At 44.2% G+C, this 17,928-nt stretch carries 13 protein-coding genes; 2 read left to right on the top strand and 11 right to left on the bottom strand.

Annotated features, from left to right (window positions below; genetic code table 11):
* Positions 1–71: 71 nt before the first annotated feature.
* Together HFE01_RS16960 and HFE01_RS16955 are read right to left on the bottom strand one after the other, a co-directional pair.
* Entirely contained in the window at positions 72–1,289 is a 1,218-nt protein-coding gene (locus HFE01_RS16960) for a macrolide family glycosyltransferase (RefSeq protein ID WP_025365895.1), read from the bottom strand.
* Between the two features lie 220 nt (positions 1,290–1,509).
* The gene (locus HFE01_RS16955) at positions 1,510–4,827 is read right to left on the bottom strand and encodes a pectinesterase family protein (RefSeq protein WP_107734505.1); all 3,318 of its coding nucleotides are present in this window, start codon (positions 4,825–4,827) and stop codon (positions 1,510–1,512) included.
* A 187-nt stretch (positions 4,828–5,014) separates the two neighbouring features.
* Here HFE01_RS16955 and HFE01_RS16950 point away from each other — a divergent pair, with 187 nt between their 5' ends.
* Positions 5,015–5,854, top strand: a complete 840-nt coding sequence (locus tag HFE01_RS16950) for a helix-turn-helix transcriptional regulator (protein WP_016820412.1) — start codon at positions 5,015–5,017, stop codon at positions 5,852–5,854.
* Positions 5,855–6,082: 228 nt separating this feature from the next.
* Here the strand turns inward: HFE01_RS16950 and HFE01_RS16945 are convergent, their stop codons facing one another.
* The 8 genes from HFE01_RS16945 to HFE01_RS16910 all read right to left on the bottom strand — a co-directional run bounded on the left by HFE01_RS16945 (position 6,083) and on the right by HFE01_RS16910 (position 14,932).
* Positions 6,083–7,120: a threonine aldolase family protein gene (locus HFE01_RS16945; protein WP_017425602.1), complete on the bottom strand. Its 1,038-nt coding sequence runs from the start codon at positions 7,118–7,120 to the stop codon at positions 6,083–6,085.
* A complete protein-coding gene (locus HFE01_RS16940) occupies positions 7,107–7,568 on the bottom strand; it encodes a MarR family winged helix-turn-helix transcriptional regulator (RefSeq protein WP_016820414.1) in 462 nt (153 codons plus the stop codon). Before HFE01_RS16940 ends, HFE01_RS16945 begins: the two co-directional genes overlap by 14 nt.
* A gap of 152 nt (positions 7,569–7,720) precedes the next feature.
* Entirely contained in the window at positions 7,721–10,825 is a 3,105-nt protein-coding gene (locus HFE01_RS16935) for an efflux RND transporter permease subunit (RefSeq protein WP_016820415.1), read from the bottom strand.
* Positions 10,822–12,243: an efflux RND transporter periplasmic adaptor subunit gene (locus HFE01_RS16930; protein WP_016820416.1), complete on the bottom strand. Its 1,422-nt coding sequence runs from the start codon at positions 12,241–12,243 to the stop codon at positions 10,822–10,824. The genes HFE01_RS16935 and HFE01_RS16930 overlap by 4 nt, the downstream gene beginning before the upstream one ends.
* Before the next feature lie 173 nt (positions 12,244–12,416).
* Positions 12,417–13,067: a response regulator gene (locus HFE01_RS16925; RefSeq protein WP_016820417.1), complete on the bottom strand. Its 651-nt coding sequence runs from the start codon at positions 13,065–13,067 to the stop codon at positions 12,417–12,419.
* Entirely contained in the window at positions 13,064–14,296 is a 1,233-nt protein-coding gene (locus tag HFE01_RS16920; protein WP_017425605.1) for a sensor histidine kinase, read from the bottom strand. Before HFE01_RS16920 ends, HFE01_RS16925 begins: the two co-directional genes overlap by 4 nt.
* Before the next feature lie 252 nt (positions 14,297–14,548).
* Entirely contained in the window at positions 14,549–14,719 is a 171-nt protein-coding gene (locus tag HFE01_RS16915; protein WP_013373210.1) for a hypothetical protein, read from the bottom strand.
* Between the two features lie 18 nt (positions 14,720–14,737).
* Positions 14,738–14,932: an H-type small acid-soluble spore protein gene (locus HFE01_RS16910; RefSeq protein ID WP_016820419.1), complete on the bottom strand. Its 195-nt coding sequence runs from the start codon at positions 14,930–14,932 to the stop codon at positions 14,738–14,740.
* A gap of 237 nt (positions 14,933–15,169) precedes the next feature.
* On the opposite strand from HFE01_RS16910, the gene HFE01_RS16905 reads away from it, so the two are divergent.
* On the top strand, positions 15,170–16,369 hold the full coding sequence (locus HFE01_RS16905) for a macrolide family glycosyltransferase (RefSeq protein WP_017425606.1): 1,200 nt from the start codon (positions 15,170–15,172) through the stop codon (positions 16,367–16,369).
* A gap of 75 nt (positions 16,370–16,444) precedes the next feature.
* On the opposite strand, the gene HFE01_RS16900 is transcribed toward HFE01_RS16905, so the two are convergent.
* Complete coding sequence (locus HFE01_RS16900; RefSeq protein WP_017425607.1) at positions 16,445–17,908, bottom strand: glycoside hydrolase family 32 protein; 1,464 nt, start codon at positions 17,906–17,908, stop codon at positions 16,445–16,447.
* Between the last annotated feature and the right edge of the window lie 20 nt (positions 17,909–17,928).

Below are 17,928 nucleotides of genomic sequence, written 5' to 3'. Positions count from 1 at the left end.
GCTGCTTTATTATGCTACCCTGCCATGCGTAGCCCGAATTGGTTATAATCAGGAGCTGACGCACACGCACCCTATTTTTTTATAGTAGAGAAACGACTCATAATTGCATCGGCCGCATACGTATAACCGCCAGCCTGACGGAGTGATTCGCCAATTACATGCGCCTGTTGTTTATAGATGGCTTGATTTAAAACCTCTACCAAAGCAGCTTTTAAGATAGCAGGGGTAAGCTCATTTTTATTCACAGCAATCCCTGCTCCCAGCTCTTGGACCCGATTGGCCACAAGCGGCTGATCCGATGTCATGGGAACCAGAACCATTGGCACGTTGTAATACAAGGCTTCGCTTGCACTGTTCATTCCCCCATGTGTGATGAATGCATCTACACGCTGGAGCATTTCCAGCTGGGGAATATAGGGCTTGATCATAAAATTGTCCGGGATACCATCCGCCAATAACTCCATCTCCGCATATTGGCCTGATGAAAGTACAAATTGCACAGGCAAATCACGAAATGCTTCAAAGCAAAGCTTGTAAAACTCCAAATCTCTATTAAGAATAGTTCCCAATGATATATAAACAACCTGCGGATACAAAGCACGAAGCTGGTCGAACGGAAAAGAGGGCGCATCTTTACGAGGTACAATAGATGGACCTGCAAAAATATAGCTGTCATCCAGCTTTTCAGCTTGCGGTTGAAAATAACGGCTTGTATACACGACCTTTAGGCTGTGGGAATGTGAATCGAGTTCATCAATAGCAGGGACGGCAACCTGAAACTCCTCAGCTAATTGATGTACTACTTTCATCGTATCATCATAAAGCGCTCTCACTTTTATGTCATGATCATCCCCGCCTTGGTCAGAACCCAGAGGCTCTACGAAAGCAAACGAACAGACCGTACATACCGCAGGTATTCCCAGCCTCTCTGCTATAATTTTGCCTCCCCAACCCATCAAATAGTCATAAATCAAATAATCATACACCTTATTTTCAATTGCTTTCATAACCTTTGGAATAATCGGTTCAATCAAACCTTTAACGATCATATTCACGAATTGATAATGATGTTTATATTCAGCCGGCTTTAATACAGGATTGTGAATAAATGCATCCACACTAAATGGATAGGTGATCAGGTTTGCTCCCGTTTGTTGAATTCTCGTACCAAATTCCTCTGAACACACATAATCTACTTCCTCTCCCCTATCGACCAATTGCTTAATTAATCCTAATGACGGGTTAACATGGCCTTCAGCAGGCGTGATCACAACCAACACACGTGCCATCCTACACCTCCGACAACATAATGTATTTAAGAAAAAATGTTAGTTTTGTCCTTGATGATTTACACACTTCCCTCATTCAATATATAAAATATTTACCATAAAAACAAATGGTTTCAATTTTAGATTATGTATGCATCACATCCAAAATTGCTCACAAACACGCACATAAGCGGGGGAAAACGCTTGAAGCGCATCCCCCGCTTATCTATTGAATATACAATTATAGACGCCAATTCCAATGATCTGTCCCGCTCAGAACAGCTTCAACAGTGTACTGGTTTGCTTCGTCAGCCGTAAGCTGTTTGGCCCAAGGTACACGCCCGCTACTTTCTGCACCTGGTCCAAAGTTATCGTACTCTCCAAATCTTGCAGTCTGCTCATTGGATTCTTTACCCCAATTGTTCCAACCACCTGGCTTGATATGGTCATCCATATAGGTTTTCAAAAAAGTAACATGTGCGTAAGGACGCCATGGTCGCCCAAGATCCACCTTGCCTGTCAAGCCAGCTTCGGTTGTCAGACGACACTGAGTAAATACAAAACCTGGCTGGTTCTCTTCTGTTGAAGCGGCTGTTACGTATCCGGCACGCAGGCTGTGTATGATTGAGTTATCAAACACGGCAGGGGCATTGCCAAATATAAAATCTACACTGCCACTAATATAGCTGTCCTTAAAATATTGTCTGCCACGGTTCACGAGCAGTGTATCCTGTAGGCCAGTAATTTTGACATTGTGATACTTGCCACGATCACCTTCGGCATATAACGCTACAGCCTGCACCTGCCCGGTCCCTTCTGTGTTGGCGACCGTCACATTTTCCAACACAAAGTCAGAACTTTGCACACGCATGGTATAGCTATTGCTCGTTCCTAATTCTTTTCCGTCCACTACGGTCTTGGCCGTATCATCAAAAGCAATGATCGTTTTGTCCCGATCTTCCCCGATAATACTCAGATTTTTTTTGGAGGAATTCACCTTTATTTTTTCACGGTACGTGCCGTTTTTGAGATGGATAACAGTCCTTGTGTTGCTGTTGTCAGGGACTGCATCAATAGCTGCCTGGAGAGAGGTGTAGTCAGCAGGGCCATAGGTCGATACAACCACACTAGTGGGAGAAGTTCCTCCTGAGTCTGTTAGCTTGCGGACCTTAACATTGCTGAATTCCGACGTATTGTAATTCCACACTTCATTTTGTTGTTTGGATGCATCAGTAGCTAACCCGAACAATAGCGGTTGATGATCCGGCAAATCTATAACGGTTTCACCAACCTTCTCCCAGTTCGTCACACCGTCTGCGGATACCCATCCGGTAAGCTTTTGCCCCTGTCGCACAAGACGAACCGAATATGGCGTTGGAATAAACGTCTCCATTGACGCACGCGTGGTTTTACCATCTGTTTGATCACGACTGATAAGAATCCCCTGTTTACCATATTTAACAAATGCTAAAGACATAAAGGCCATTTTTGATCCAGGCTTCAGCGATTCACGAATCATTACCCCTGCCTCGGCATTATCATCCACAGGGGTAATCTTCTCCACACGAGCTGTAATTTCACCGTCTCCCTCCCATTTCTGATAAGCATAATGGAAAAGATCGGCTTTTCCGTCAATATCCCCCGCCGATTTCAGTCGGATACTGCTGCCGTTTGCATCTTCTTTTAATACCTGAGTATGCCCTTTGATATAGCCATCGTTACCATCAGAGCCAACCTCTTCGCTGAGCCAGTTCCCCGTTGGTACAGTCGTGTTGACATGGATGGTAACAGGATTGGAAAATGTAGCAGTCCCCTTGCGGTCTGTCACCCGTGCAATAATGTAATGGGTGCCGTCCGTCACATGATTCCAACTGATTTGATAAGGCGCACTCTCTACTTTTCCAGCAAGTTTACCGTCAATGACAAATTCAACGTGAGCAATGCCATCTTGATCCTTGGCCGTTGCAGTTATGGTCGCATCACGTCCGGCTTCCAAAATATCGTTATGCTTCAGTGAACGTCCACCTTCATCCGATACCTGAACGAAGGCCTCCGGATTATCCACCTCACTCCCATTGGACAGCTTCTCAATGAGATCATTTAAATAAACTTCCAGATTCGTATAGCCCTTGGCAAAATGAGCATACTCGCCTGTACCGGCAAGCTCCTGACCGTTGCGGTCATCTGCATTATTGGGGTCCAGCCCATGAGCGCGTTCCCATTCATCCGGTATACCATCATGATCGCTGTCAGTAAGCTCCGTGGTGGTTACGCTATAATCATCGTAAATCCAGCCTGCTTCACGCGGGGAGTTGATAAACGCACCCGTTCCATTCTTCACATCATTCATAATTCGAGCGTCCACCGCATCTCTTCTTGGCAGCGTGGCTCCTGAGCCGGCGAGCACCTCAGTATATGCGGTCTGCGCATCTGTCGCCTGATATGGTCCATACGCATCTGGTGAAATTCCGTTGTCGTATTCCCCTCTGACTTCAATCGGCTCTGCCAAACGAGTGGAAGGGTCAATAATCGATCCAATGGATGTTCCAAGCTGCCAGTTGTCTTGAGTAACCGATTCGTTGCCGTACATGTAGTTGCCACCAATATAAATGCGTGTTTTATATTTTTTACTCCCCACGTCTACAAAGATTTGACTCCGCACGTCCTTATATGTGTTGGGGCCATACTTATAGTAGTTATTCAGCACATTATACGATCCTTCACCGCCACCGTAGGAAGAGAAAAATCCCCAGTTATATATGACATTATTGGTCATTTCCACAGCGTCGATTTGTTTTTTATCGGTTGGGAACCGTGGATTGCGGCTTGCATTGTGAGCCAGCAAGTTATGATGATAGGTGGAATTCCGACCACCCCATATACCGCCATAGCCGTGGCGGCCTTTCTGGTGCGTAGTCATTAGCATACTTTCGGATGCAATAGACCATTGTACTGTCGTATTCACGTTATCGTACAGACTTAGTACCTCATCCACCGACCAGCTAAAGGAACAGTGATCAATCATAATGTTTTTATGGTACCTGGCTCCTAACGCGTCATCCTCACTGGGGTAACGATCAGTTAATCGAAAACGCAGGTAACGGAGAATGACGTTATCTGCATCAATCCCTGTTGTGTAATCGCTTACAGTTATGCCGTCGCCAGGAGCTGTCTGACCTGCAACCGTCAGGTTGTTGCCCAGGATTTTAAGTGGCTCCTTCAGATGAATGGTTCCACCCACCCGGAATACGACCGTCCGATTATCGGAGCTGACCGCTGCACGAAGAGATCCGGGGATCACCTGCTCACCTTTGCCGTAGTCTGCCAGCGTGGTAACTTCGTATACTTCACCTCCGCGTCCACCGGTAACATATTTACCCCCGCCTTCAGCTCCCGGAAACGCCGGAATATTCGTCGCTATATTTTCTACTTTCTCCACTTTCCCCATCTCTGTCCCTACCGCAGTCTCTGCCTGGATCAATGGTGGGCACAAGGTCAACAACATTGAACCCACGACCACATTACATAGCACCTTTCTCCATGTACGCTGCTTGCTCATATTCTGTTTCCTCCCTAAGATTTTCTTTCACATCAGCGCATACTTTTATAAAAGAATGATCCGAGACGTTCAGAAGTGTCTTCACCTCCTTTCATCAATCTTTTCCGCTTTTACCGTGGGCAGGTGTCATATATACTATGGATATATGAATGCGCTTACTTATCTTAATTGGCAAAGGAAGAAGCACATGAATGAAATGAAGGAAGACAAATATGTCATCGGAGAACAACAATTCTCCATTCATCACATCTACCGTACCGGCTTCACCGTTATGCCCAGACCTCATGTTCATGACAACTATGAGCTGTATTTTTTGCTGCAGGGCGAACGCATCTACTTTATGAACGGCAAGGTATACACCGCTCGCAAGGGCGATCTGATATTCATCCTCCCTCATGACTTACACTCTACCGCCAGTACACAATTGGAGGAAACAGAACGCATTTTGATTCATTTTTCCCCGACGTTTCTCCCGCAGCAGGATCATGACATTCTGGATCTACCGCCGTACCAGCAATCTGCGTTGCTTCGCTTACCGGCTAGAGAGCAAGTCGAAGTTGAACGGCTGTTCCTACAAATGAATACCGAATGTAGGAATAAGCAGCCTCTGCATGACCGCTGTGTACAGCATTTGCTGCTGGAAATGCTTATCCTGGTGCACCGATCGGAAGCGGCCGAGCGTAGTGAACTTGTTTCCTCTCATCCCATGCATCAGAAAATCACAGAAATCTCGTCTTTTATTCAAGACCATTTCAATGAGCCGTTAACTCTCGAACAAGTGGCCGCCTGCTTTTTTATTAGTCCGGCTTACCTAAGCCGCATCTTTCTAAAATTGACTGGCTTTCATTTCAGCGAGTACATCCGCGTAGTGAGGGTCAGGGCGGCTCAAACCAGACTGCGAACCACCAAAGACAAAATCCAGCACATTGCGGAGGATGTCGGCTTCGGTCATGCCTCCCATTTTAATAAAATCTTTAAAAAAATAACCGGACTCTCCCCTCTTCAATATCGTAAACAGGTTCGATAGGTATTCAGTGTAAATAATTAGGCGTTAATTTTATACATTCACTCTTGTCTTGTTTTTCCATTTTTATATCTGCTTGCTCTTTCATGGAACTAAAAAGCAAGCCACTTGAATTAAGCAAATTACACAACAAAAAAGCCATATTTCGCTGCAATGTATGCAACGAAGTATGGCCTATTACATCATCCATTCTATAATTTCAAGATGATATTCATCGTTTATCCATGATCTTTATTGTAATGCTTTGATATCCTGTAGCAGCATTTCAATATTTTCTTTCTTTGTGGCCCAACTGGTGCAGAATCGAACAGCAGTATGGGTATCATCAGTCTTTTCCCAAAAGGAGTAAGTATATTTTTCGCTCAATGCCTGTAATATACGATCTGCTATAATCGGAAACTGCTGATTGGTTGTGGAATGATATTGGAAAGAAAATCCTTGCTCGGATAATCCTTTTTGCAGCAGCATGGCCATATCTATGGCGTGTTTGGAAATCTCAAAGTATAAACCGTCTTCAAACAGCGTTTCAAACTGAATGCCCAGCATTCTCCCCTTAGCCAGCAGCCCTCCTTTTTGCTTGATCATGTATCTGAAATCTTGTTTCAAAGCATCATTTAGGATAACTACGGCTTCGCCCATCATTGCTCCAATTTTAGTGCCGCCTATATAAAACACATCGCACAGCTTGGCTATATCTGCCAAAGATGCATCACTATCCTCTGCAACCAAACCATAGCCTAAACGGGCCCCGTCTATAAACAGTGGTAAACCACATTCATGACACACTCCACTTAGCACTTCCAGCTCGGATCGGCTATAAATCGTTCCATTCTCGGTAGGTTGAGAAATATAAACCATCCCGGGCTGTACACAATGCTCAGGAGCAGAATCACTCCAGTGAGCGTCGTACAGTTCCTTTACCTGTTCACCCCGGATTTTCCCATCCTCGCTTGGCAATGTCAGTACTTTATGTCCAGTAGCCTCAATTGCTCCGGTCTCATGCACAGCAATATGCCCAGAAGTTGCCGCAATGACGCCTTGATGCGGACGCAAAATCGAAGAAATGACCGTTGTATTGGTCTGTGTACCTCCAACCAAAAAGTGTACATCCGCATTTTCGGAGTCACATGCTTTTTTAATATAAGATTTGGCTTTTTCACAATGATCGTCCACACCATAGCCTGGGGTTTGTTCCTCATTCGTCTCCAGTAGTCGCTTTAAAATACGCTCATGAGCACCTTCGGTATAGTCGCATTCAAATCGTATCATTCTGTATCCTCTCCGAAATATCCAATTTCTTCTGAATTAACAACATAGATGCATGTAATTCTGTAATCTCTTCTTCTGAAAGTCCTTGAACTAATCTTAGAATTTGTTCATCAGATCTTTCATTCAATTGGTTGTAGAACGTTTTTCCTTTGGGTGTCAGACGAATTAGATTTGTTCTATTATCCAACGTTGAATTTTCCTTAACAAGAAAGCCCTCTTTGCAAAATTTAGCAATGATCCTGCTCATATAGCTGCGATCAATTTGAAGAGATTCGACCAGAGTATTCGCAATACACGGTTCGATCAACCCGATCTCTATAATGACACGTGCCTCGGTAAAGGAATATCCGCTATCCAGCACATGTCTGTCTAAAACACCAAGTAAATTCGTATAGAACCGATTAAAACGCCTCATATCCGCTATGATATTAGCATCGATATTGACCATAACTCCCCCTATTTAGTGGACTTTTGCAACAATTATAGTAATGATATTTGTTGACTCTGTCAACAAATAAAAAGATCGTACATAAAGACATTCGCCTCATGTACGATCCATATTTATAAGAAAAATTGCAGTATATTCTTATCTGTATTTACCTACATGGTCAATGAGCTATCGGTATTTATAGACTTTTCCTGCTTCTGCTTCCGCTTCAGATGAGCTACGACCATATACAGAGTCGGAACAACAAACAAGGTTAAAATGGTCGAAAAGATCAGTCCAAAAATAATGGTCGTTGCCAACGGTTTGAAGAGGATTTCCCCTATTGTGGCAATAGGGATCATACCCACAATCGCAGTTAGCGAAGTAAGCAAGATCGGACGGAAACGGGCAGAACATGCCATAAGAATTGCGTCTGTCAGTTCGGCTCCTTCACGCCGCGCATCTTCAATAAACTCTATCAACACAATACCGTTGCGCACGACGATACCGGCCAGTGAAATGATACCCATAATACTCATGAATCCAATTGGCATGCCTGAAATAAAGCTTCCAAGAATTCCGCCTGCCGCTGCCAGATACACAGTGGTCATAATAATGAGCGGTGTGGAGACGGAGTAAAACTGCATCGTGATCAAGAGCAGGATGAGAAACACAACAATAATAGCTAACTTGCCCAGATCTGTAAAAATATCAGATTGCGCGGATGTTTCTCCGCCCATCTCCCAGGTATAGCCTGGTTCAAACTGTGTATGGGTTAGTTTGCTACGGATGTCATTAGTGAGTTCTGTAGCCGTACGCCCATTCGCATTGGCTGAGATCGTTACTGTCCGCTCCAAATCATAGCGGTGGATTTGCTGAATGGAAAAGTCCGGTTTCATCGTGACTAACTGGGATAAGGGAATTTGCTCTTTTGCCGCATTGGTTACACTTAATTGCTGGAACAATACCTCAGGATCATCGTTTGGTTTATTCATGTATATATTGATATCCAGTAGTTCCTTACCTGTATCAAAATCCGTTACATTAACTCCGTCACCCATTAACAGCAGCGTACGTGTCAAATTGGAATAGCTAACCCGATATTTATCCAATGCTTGTGGATTGACTTGGAAATTCAGATTATAGCTTTGCATTCCCATATTATCGGTCACATCAACAGCTCCGGGGGTCGCCGCAACCATTTCTTTGACTTTAGCTGTCATGTTTTGCAGTTTATCGATGTCTTCTCCCTTCATACGGATAGACACCGCACTGCCGACCGGGATACCTAATTGAGGAACCCGAATGCTGATCAATGCAGATGGATATTTGGCTTGAAGCGTATGAGTCCAGCTATCCACTGTTTTTTGGAGATCGAATAGCCCCTCTTTTCCAACGACAGCAAGTTGACCGTTGACCGCTCCCCCGGAGCCGTGACCGCCTGCAACATCGCTATACATCTGAGGCGCTCCTCCACCTGCCGTTGCCGACAGCCGTTCTGTTTCTGGTTGTTTTTTGACCCACATGCCAATCTCGTTAATAACCCGATTGGTTGCCTGCAACGACGTCCCTTCTGGCATCGTTACGCTGATGGTGGCATCTGCTTGATCGGATTCTGGGAATAGTTGAATGGGAACAACCGCAAGTAGTCCATAAGCGGCTGTACCAATCATAAGACCAACCAGCGCTGTTAAAAGTGGACGCCGTAGTATTCTTGGCATCCAGTTTTTAGAGTACACATTGGATAGAGACTGGATTTGATGCCCCAGAAGCCCAGGTGGCTTAACGGTTTGGTTCCTCTCTTTTCCTTTACGACGTTGATCATACCATTGGCGGAAAATAGGAATAATCGTTAGCGACATAATCATGGAAGCCAGCATGGTTAACGAAATAACGGTAGGGATCGGTTTAATAAAGTCTCCGATATTACCCGGCAGGAATAACAGCGGGGCAAATGCTGCAACCGTAGCTAGCGTAGCTGTAACGATCGATAAGGATACCTCTTTGGTTCCTTTAATGGCTGCCTCCGTAGCATTTTCCCCAAATTCAGAGCGTCGGCGTTCAATGTTGTCATTGACCACGACCGCATCATCAACCAATATCCCTAGCACGATGATGAGTCCGATAACTGATATTTGATTCAGCGTAGTTCCTGTCATGGGCAAGAAAATAAAGCCGATGGCGATGGAAACAGGAATGGCCAACGCTACAAATGCAGAAGTTAGCAAATTCAAACCTAAAGTACATATCACAATGACCGATAAAATAGCAATAATCATCTCTTTGGTCAGATTTCCAAATATTTCACTCACTCGATCATTTTGTGCAAAAAGCAGTTCAAAATGTACATTCTTCGGCAAACTGCTCGCAAGTTCATTGATTTTAGCTGTTGTTGCCTTGGAAACTGTAGGCACGTCTGTGCCTATATCTCCACTCACACTGATCGAAATAGCAGGCTTGGTATTCACATACGTATAACTAGCTGCTTTTTTAAAAACAAGCGAGGCAGTACCTATATCCTTCAAAGATATCGGAAATCCATCGTCATTGCTTGAAATCTGGACATTATTCAGAATCGATGGGTCCGTTGAGGCATTTACCGTCAGCTGATAAGTACGCTCATTGAAATCCATGCTTCCTGTAGGTACTCTATCATTCTCATCCTTGATTGCTTGGACGACTTGTTCCCAGGAGAGGTTATATTGTTGCATCTTTTGCGTGTCTAAACTAACTCGTACCTCTTGCTCGGGTATCCCTTGAATATTAACCTGCGAAATACCGGGAACCGTTTTTAATTGATCTTTCCATCTGTTCATTAATTCATTTAACGAGTATAAATCCTCCACCTTATCAGAAGTAATCGCATATGAACCAATGAAAGAGCTAGTCATGCTATCATTGATCATAGGCTGCATCGCGTCCTCTGGAAGCTCAGATTGTGCATCCTGCACCTTTGTACGAAGATCAGCCCATACTTTGGTCGGGTCCGCATCATTCAAAGCTTCTATGATGATACTGGATTGGCCTTTCGATGAAGTAGAGGAAATCGTTTTGACACCTTGCACAGCTTTAATTTTCTGTTCCATGATCTTAGTAATGGTTTGCTCGATTCTTTCAGGTGAGGCACCCGGATAGATCGTTGTAACACTGGCGGTCATGGGAATAACATCAGGCTGCTCCTGTTTGGGTAATGATGTAAAATTGAAGAGCCCTAGCAGTATGCACATGCCAAAGAAAATAAGCGTAATTTTCTGCTTTTTAACAATATATTTAATCATTCGGACGACTCCTCCGCTTTCCCAAGCACATCATTCCCAATTAAATCGCCATTAAATAAGGTTCCTGCTCCTTGTGTAACGATTTGATCGCCTGCCTGTAGTCCGGAGAGAACTTCGAATTGATTATTCGTCACTTTTCCCACTTTAATCGTGGTTTTAACAGCCTTACCATTCACAGCTTTAAATATATAAGGGTCACTTCCATTGCTAATCACGGCTTCCACAGGCACTAACAGTGCTTCCGCTTGATTCACACTTTTAGATGCGCTGATGACTTGACCAGGTTTCCAATTCAGTTCAGGATTAGGAATGCTAACTTCCACATTAATACTGCCCGTTTTGGTATTCGTGGATGGATAGATTTGAGTAACAGTCCCTGTTCTAATTTCATCATAGAGAGAAATATTTACTTTTTGGTTTTTCTTCCATGATAAGATTTCGCTATCCGGTACGGGCAGAAGTACTTTTAAGGTCTTGATATTCCCGACAATGAATGCCTCACTTCCACTGGAGCCCAGTTGACCATCGGCTACTTTTTTTTCAATGACCACGCCAGTGATCGGGGAGGTTAAAGTCGCTTTTTTAAGTGACAAGGATGACTGTTCATAAGCAGCCAATGCATCCTCATAGGTTGCCTGCGCTTGAGCTTTACTGGCTAGCCCTTGCTGTTTCGTAGCCATAGCGGTCTCCAGCCCTGCTCTGGCCTGCTCTATACCAGCTGAAGCCTGGGTACGTTGTTCCTGCGAGGCGCCTGCAAGCAAGAGAGACAGCTGCTCTTGTGCGTCACTTAAACTTTTTTGTGCATTCGTTAATTCCAGCTGTGCATTCTCATTTTCCGACAATGATGCTGCGCCTGCCTGGAACAGGCTCTGCGTCCGTGCGGCATCCGCCTTTTTCTTATTGTAAGCATTGGTTGCCGCAGTAACCGCATTTTGTGACTGGGCAATTTCCTGTTTTTTGGCGCCATTGTTCAATTCCTGCAATTTCGATTGGGCCGCATCGACCTGGGATTGCGAACTATGGATACCAGCCTGTGCCGATTGAATGGAAGCCTCCGCTTGGCTAAGACCAGCCTTTGCCTTCTCCATGGTTGCCTTGGCCCGATCCAGCTGCAACTGGTAGGCAGATGTATCCAACTTCGCAAGGACGCTCCCTTTTTCTACGGAATCCCCTACCTCCACCATAGTGTTCAATATACGTCCATCCGCTTCAAAGGAAACACTAGCTTCATTACTTGACTGCAATGTTCCTGCCAAATTAAAATCATTGGCCAAAGGTTTCATTACAAGTTTCTCTACTTTTACCGGGTGACTGGCTTGTGTTACAGAGTTCTCCGTTGCACTGGAGCAACCGGAAGCTACTATAGCTAATGCAATCCCTGTAATCATGATCCTGATTTCTTTTCTCTTCAACTTCATGTCATCCTCCCTGATTCTCTCTTCTAAAGGTGCTATCAGCAACCCGTGGGTCAAGTAAACTTTTTCATTTCTTTTTTCATGTTATAACAATGAACACACAAAAAAATCGTACAAAGGGGCAAGCACCTTATGTACGACTGGGCAATGAAATAACATATATTTAGTTAACATCTCTAAAGCTGTAAAATACCACGCTCCAACGAAACGGCAACGGCTTCGGATCTAGAATCAACACCAAGCTTGTTATAAATATTCGTTAAATGCGCTTTGACGGTACGCTCGGAAATTCCCATATCAAAGGCAATTTCTTTGCTTTTAAAACCGTGTGCAACCGACTTTAATATGTGCCTTTCCTTATCAGTAAGAACTAAGCTGCTTTCGTGCGGCTCTGGCTTGGCTTCTTTCTTATTCGTTGCAGCGAACACCCTAGCTGTTATTTCTGGCTGAAGCAACGTTTCGCCTCTAAGTGCTGACTCAATCGTGCGAAATAAGTTTTCCCGACTGGTATCTTTTAATAAATATCCCTTTGCCCCTAAAGAAAGTCCTTTAATCATGAGATCATCTTCGTTATAGGTAGTCAGGATAATGACTGGCGTTTCATTTTGTTTTTCTCTGAGGGCTTTCATAGTTTCCAAACCACTCATTTGTGGCATATATAAATCCAACAATATGACATCCGGTTGGAGTTCTTCGATCAGTTTAAGAGCTGTTGTACCTTCTCCGGCTTCACCAATAACTTCATAGCTGTCATTGGTCTCCAACACCAGCTTTAACCCTTCTCTAACGACCCAATGATCATCGACGATTAAAATCTTGTATTTCATGATAGGTCTCCTTTAGTAAGAGGCGCCTCTATTTTTATAGCTGTACCTTCTTGAACTATACTGTTGATATTTATGTTTCCACCCAGCATCCGTACACGTTCATGCATACCTATAATTCCGTAATGTCCTGTCTGCTTGGCAATAATATCCTTATCAAATCCTTTGCCATCATCGCGAATCTCGATTTCAATCTTGCCTTCGTTATCTAAAATATGAATCCATACGGTATTCGCATGTGAATGCTTCGCTACATTGGTTAAACATTCGCTTATTATAAACAATCCATGTTCGAACAACAGTCTGGGGACGGAAGCTTTAATTTTGATGTTGCGTATTACTCGAATGCTCGTAGCCATAGTAAATCGCTGTATTTCTTCCTCCACGGCCTCTGCAAAATCAACCTCCGAGATGGTTTTCGAACGCAGATTGTCTATAGCTCGTCTCGAATCAGACAATGTTCTTCGCACTTGTGACATCGATTGTTGGACGATCTCCTGAGCCCTTTGCGTACTTCCTTTTGTCAGATGAGCATCAATGGCTTCAAGCTGCATGATTAGCCCAGCAAGCCCTTGAGCCAGCGTATCATGCAGATCACGAGCCATACGTTGTCGTTCATTGGCAATTGTAAGTTCTTCCACCTTTTGATGTGCGGCTTCAAGCTCTTTCAGAACATTTTGCGTGCGGATTCGTGCTTTGACTTGTTTGAGAAAAAGAACCGCATAAGCTACTATAACAACGACAATTAGAAAAAATAGCGGGATGAACAACACAAATTGCCTGCCCTCATTGTGAGAGACCACAGCCACACAAAAAAGCACATAGGAGATCAAAAATACAAGAATAACCTTGAGCGGCTTATAATAAATACCTATACTCTGACCCACCAAAACGGGCATTAGCCCCACCAGTACTATGGAGAAACTGTCAGGTAGAAGAAATGCACTTGCAAAGATCAAGCCCCCTTGTACAACAAAATAAGCCCATGAAAAATATTTTGCAACTCTATGAGCATGCAAGTACAAGAGGATGTGCAATATGATGATTACAGTAAACAAGGAACTTTGCAGCAGATATAAACCACCGAACAAATGTTGAAGAATGACAGACTCACTATAAATTATAAAAATCCATATAATAGTTAATATTTTCGAAATGTCCTTGTTCTCAACTTCACCTGCACTTATTTCCGGATCTAGATTTTGAACCTGTACATTGAATTCATCGTTCATAATTCCCTCCTACAATTCTGAATTCATGCTTTTCAACTTATTAGAGACAATGCCGCTATGAGCAGCTGGTCCATTTCGTTTGAACAGAAATCATGTATAACTTATTTTACAAAAAAACGAAAAGAAAAAAACGTACACACGGGCAGCTTCACTTGTACGTTTGGGCATTGAATACTTTTTGTTCGATACGATCCAATTATACGTCATATAAAAAGCACGCAACAGGTTATCCTGTGCGCGCTTGTCCACTCCCTATTCTTCTTCCAACTCATCTGGTACATCATATTTATTGATATGCGAGGTCATTGCTGCAACAGCTTCGCTGGCATCTGTTGTGGCCGGTACTTCTCTGACCACATCGTCCGTCTGATCACGAAAATTCAAACGATCTGCCTCGATTTCTTTCTGTTGATTGGGTTTCACTTTTCATATCGCTCCTTTCTATTCAAGGGTTTGATCTCGTTCTGTTAACGCGTACAAAGGCACTTCCCGTTCCTCTTCCGGATTGTTCAGCGCATAGATTCGTGCCGTCTCACGTTGTTCGTTCACATGCTGAATGTAGATGGGTAACCCATCGCACAACACATTTGCCATGATGGAAGAGGACGCTATTTCTTGTGCTCTTTGGACATTCATTTAGAAAAAACCTCCCTCGCTAAATAGGTTCGTCTTTACTATGCACGAGGTAAATATTTGTTATACACATTTCATGCCAACATGTCCTTGTCTTATTCTTTTGAATTATGTTGACTGTTTTAAAACGCAATTATGAAAGGATATCATTTGAAAAAATAAATATTATTGTTATTATGGATTGAGAGATTCAGTTAAAACTGCATCTTAAATGAAAGAGAAGGAAAGGAGTAAGGATGGATGTTAAATGTATTAATGGTTAATTTTCCGGCAGAAGGACATGTAAACCCCACGCTTGGGATCACACAAGCCTTTGCAGCACGAGGGGACCAGGTTCATTACATTACAACTGAGAAATACAAGAATAGACTCGAAGCAGTTGGAGCGAAGGTTCACCTGCATCCTGATCTGGTCAGGACTGCTTCCATTGATACCAACACTCCGGCAGGACTGAACGCATTTTTGAATATTCATATCCAGACTTCGATGGACATCTTAGCCATCACTCAGGAGCTGTCCGAGCGTATTCAATTTGACTTGGTGTTCTATGATCGATTCGGAGCTGGTGAATTAGTAAGAGATTATTTGAATATTCCAGGCATTTCTTCATCCCCATCTTTTCTCATTTCAAATCATCTGATGGCTGCCAATCTCTTCCGCTCCGACGCTAAAGTACCGTTTCAGCCTGATGAACAAGTCACATCTTCACTGCATCTCATGAAAGAAAGGTTCGGTGTTGCTCCCAAAGAGCTGGTTCAATTTATGAACAATTCAGGAGCTTTGAATGTCGTATATACGAGCAGATATTTTCAACCGAATGGTGGACAATTTGGGGACGAGCATCTTTTTATTGGCCCCAGCTTCCCGGAGCGCAAAAGAGAAAATTCATTCCCGCTAGACAGACTACAGGGTAAAAAGGTTTTGTATATTTCGATGGGAACTGTTCTAGACCATACTGAGGACTTTTTTAACACCTGCATTGAGGCTTTTTCCGATTTTGAAGGCATCGTCGTGATTGCGGCTGGCGAAAAAGCTAACTTTACGAAAATTAATCCTGCCCCTGAGCACTTTATCATCTCACCCTATGTACCTCAATTGGAGGTATTACGTCATACAGATGTCTTTATTACTCATGGTGGAATGAACAGTGTGAATGAAGGAATTCACTTTAATGTCCCCTTGGTGGTGCTGCCTCAGGACAAAGATCAGCCCATGGTCGCACAGCGATTAACTGAACTTCAGGCTGGCTATCGAATAACTAAAGATCAAATCAATGCACAATCGTTAAGAGATGCCGTACGTGAGGTCGTGTCAAACGCAGCCTATAAAGAGGGCGTACAAAAAATTAATGAAAGCTTCCAGCAATCCGGCGGTACAGAAGAAGCCCTCACCAAAATTGATGCTTATCTTGATGCTTATCTGCAAAATAAGCGCGCCTAAAATTACACAAGCAAAATGGCCACAAAAAACAGGAACCTGACCATCAACGGTCAGGCTCCTGTTTGTCATGCGATTCTATGTGAGAATATCCCATTTCTGGAACGAGGCCAACGTACATTTTCCGCTTGCAAATGCACGAATACCTGTTGATTCCATTCCGGGATACACTCTTCCTGTGAGGACGTATTCACCGTCACCGATGAATATTTCCACAGAGCTTTTATCGACGAAAATCCGAAGCTCCAAACGTCCCTCTTGTAAGCCCAAGGGTACTCTTCTCTCTCCGCCCGGTCCGATACCGGCACGCTCACGGTTAAAACGGAACAGACCGTCATCGGGACGATACGACAGTACCGTCTCCTCTTCGTCGCCCACTCTCAGCTTCAAGCCGAATTCCTCCGTATGGCCAGCCTCGAACTCAAATACCGCCTTCAGCTCGTAGCTATCTCCGGACGTTTCCATAATATGCTCGCCTGTCAGTAAGATATCATGCTGCTCGAACAGATTGGATCGGTAATTCTCCACCTCTTCAAGCGGACGGAACAGCAATCTGTCGTGGTCGATCACCGCTTCCCGCGGAAGACTCATCGCCCCAGCCCAATGGTGCCCCTGCTGGGTCGGCATCTCCGACTCCCACATATCCATCCATCCGATGATAATACGCCGCCCTTGATCATCCAAGGTTGACTGCGGGGCATAGAAATCGAATCCGTGATCTACCTGAGCATACCGCTCTGCCGTAAATGTTCCAGCCTCCGCATTGAAATCACCTATACCGTACATGGTGGAATGCAGATTACGGTATGCTTCTCCCTGAGCAGGCATGCGCTGTGGAGATAGCATGAATACGTGCCGATCGCCGAGCGGGAACAAATCCGGACACTCCCAATTATCGCCGTAGCGTCCGTCACTCACAGCCAGCACATTGACATACGTCCAGTTTCTCAAGTCTTTAGATCGGTAAAGCAGTACAAGCCCGTTCCCTTGGGCATCATTAGATCCAAGCACGACGTAGTAATGATCTTCGTGCCTGAACACCTTGGGATCACGAAAATCTTTGCGGCTGACCCTGTCCGGTATGGCGTCATAACCGATGACCGGGTTGCCCTCCCACTTATCGAAGGTTACCCCGTCTTCTGATACTGCAATCCCCTGCGACTGCTTGTAATCCTTATCTTTGTCGGGCCCGGTTACAACATGTCCGGTATACATCAGGACAAGCTTCCCGTCCTGCTCAACCGCACTGCCGGAGAAGCAGCCATCCTGGTCGAACTCACTGTCTGGAGCCAAAGCAACCGGTAGATAGTCCCACTTCATAAGATCGCGGCTGACTGCGTGTCCCCAGTGCATCGGTCCCCACACCGATTTATACGGATAATGTTGATAGAACAAGTGATACTGCCCGTTATATTGAATGAAACCGTTCGGATCATTCATCCAGCCAAATTCAGCCATTAAATGATAGTTCAGCCGATAATCCGGCCGAAGCATATGCTTGGATTGGGAAATAAATTGATCAGCATTTTCTCTCGTATACACTCTAGTATGTTTGATAAGGC

The sequence above is a fragment of the Paenibacillus sp. EKM10P genome (assembly GCF_011800655.1).
Classification (GTDB): Bacteria; Bacillota; Bacilli; order Paenibacillales; family Paenibacillaceae; genus Paenibacillus; species Paenibacillus polymyxa.
Note: the sequence above shows the minus strand (reverse complement) of the source record. Positions and strands in the feature narration are given on the sequence as shown.

Coding starts and splice junctions, on each gene's coding strand:
- HFE01_RS16920 (WP_017425605.1), bottom strand. CDS start 14,296: ATGAACGATGAATTCAATGTACAGGTTCAAAATCTAGATCCGGAAATA.
- HFE01_RS16905 (WP_017425606.1), top strand. CDS start 15,170: ATGTTAAATGTATTAATGGTTAATTTTCCGGCAGAAGGACATGTAAAC.
- HFE01_RS16935 (WP_016820415.1), bottom strand. CDS start 10,825: ATGATTAAATATATTGTTAAAAAGCAGAAAATTACGCTTATTTTCTTT.
- HFE01_RS16955 (WP_107734505.1), bottom strand. CDS start 4,827: ATGAGCAAGCAGCGTACATGGAGAAAGGTGCTATGTAATGTGGTCGTG.
- HFE01_RS16925 (WP_016820417.1), bottom strand. CDS start 13,067: ATGAAATACAAGATTTTAATCGTCGATGATCATTGGGTCGTTAGAGAA.
- HFE01_RS16930 (WP_016820416.1), bottom strand. CDS start 12,243: ATGAAGTTGAAGAGAAAAGAAATCAGGATCATGATTACAGGGATTGCA.
- HFE01_RS16940 (WP_016820414.1), bottom strand. CDS start 7,568: ATGGTCAATATCGATGCTAATATCATAGCGGATATGAGGCGTTTTAAT.
- HFE01_RS16950 (WP_016820412.1), top strand. CDS start 5,015: ATGAATGAAATGAAGGAAGACAAATATGTCATCGGAGAACAACAATTC.
- HFE01_RS16910 (WP_016820419.1), bottom strand. CDS start 14,932: ATGAATGTCCAAAGAGCACAAGAAATAGCGTCCTCTTCCATCATGGCA.
- HFE01_RS16945 (WP_017425602.1), bottom strand. CDS start 7,120: ATGATACGATTTGAATGCGACTATACCGAAGGTGCTCATGAGCGTATT.
- HFE01_RS16960 (WP_025365895.1), bottom strand. CDS start 1,289: ATGGCACGTGTGTTGGTTGTGATCACGCCTGCTGAAGGCCATGTTAAC.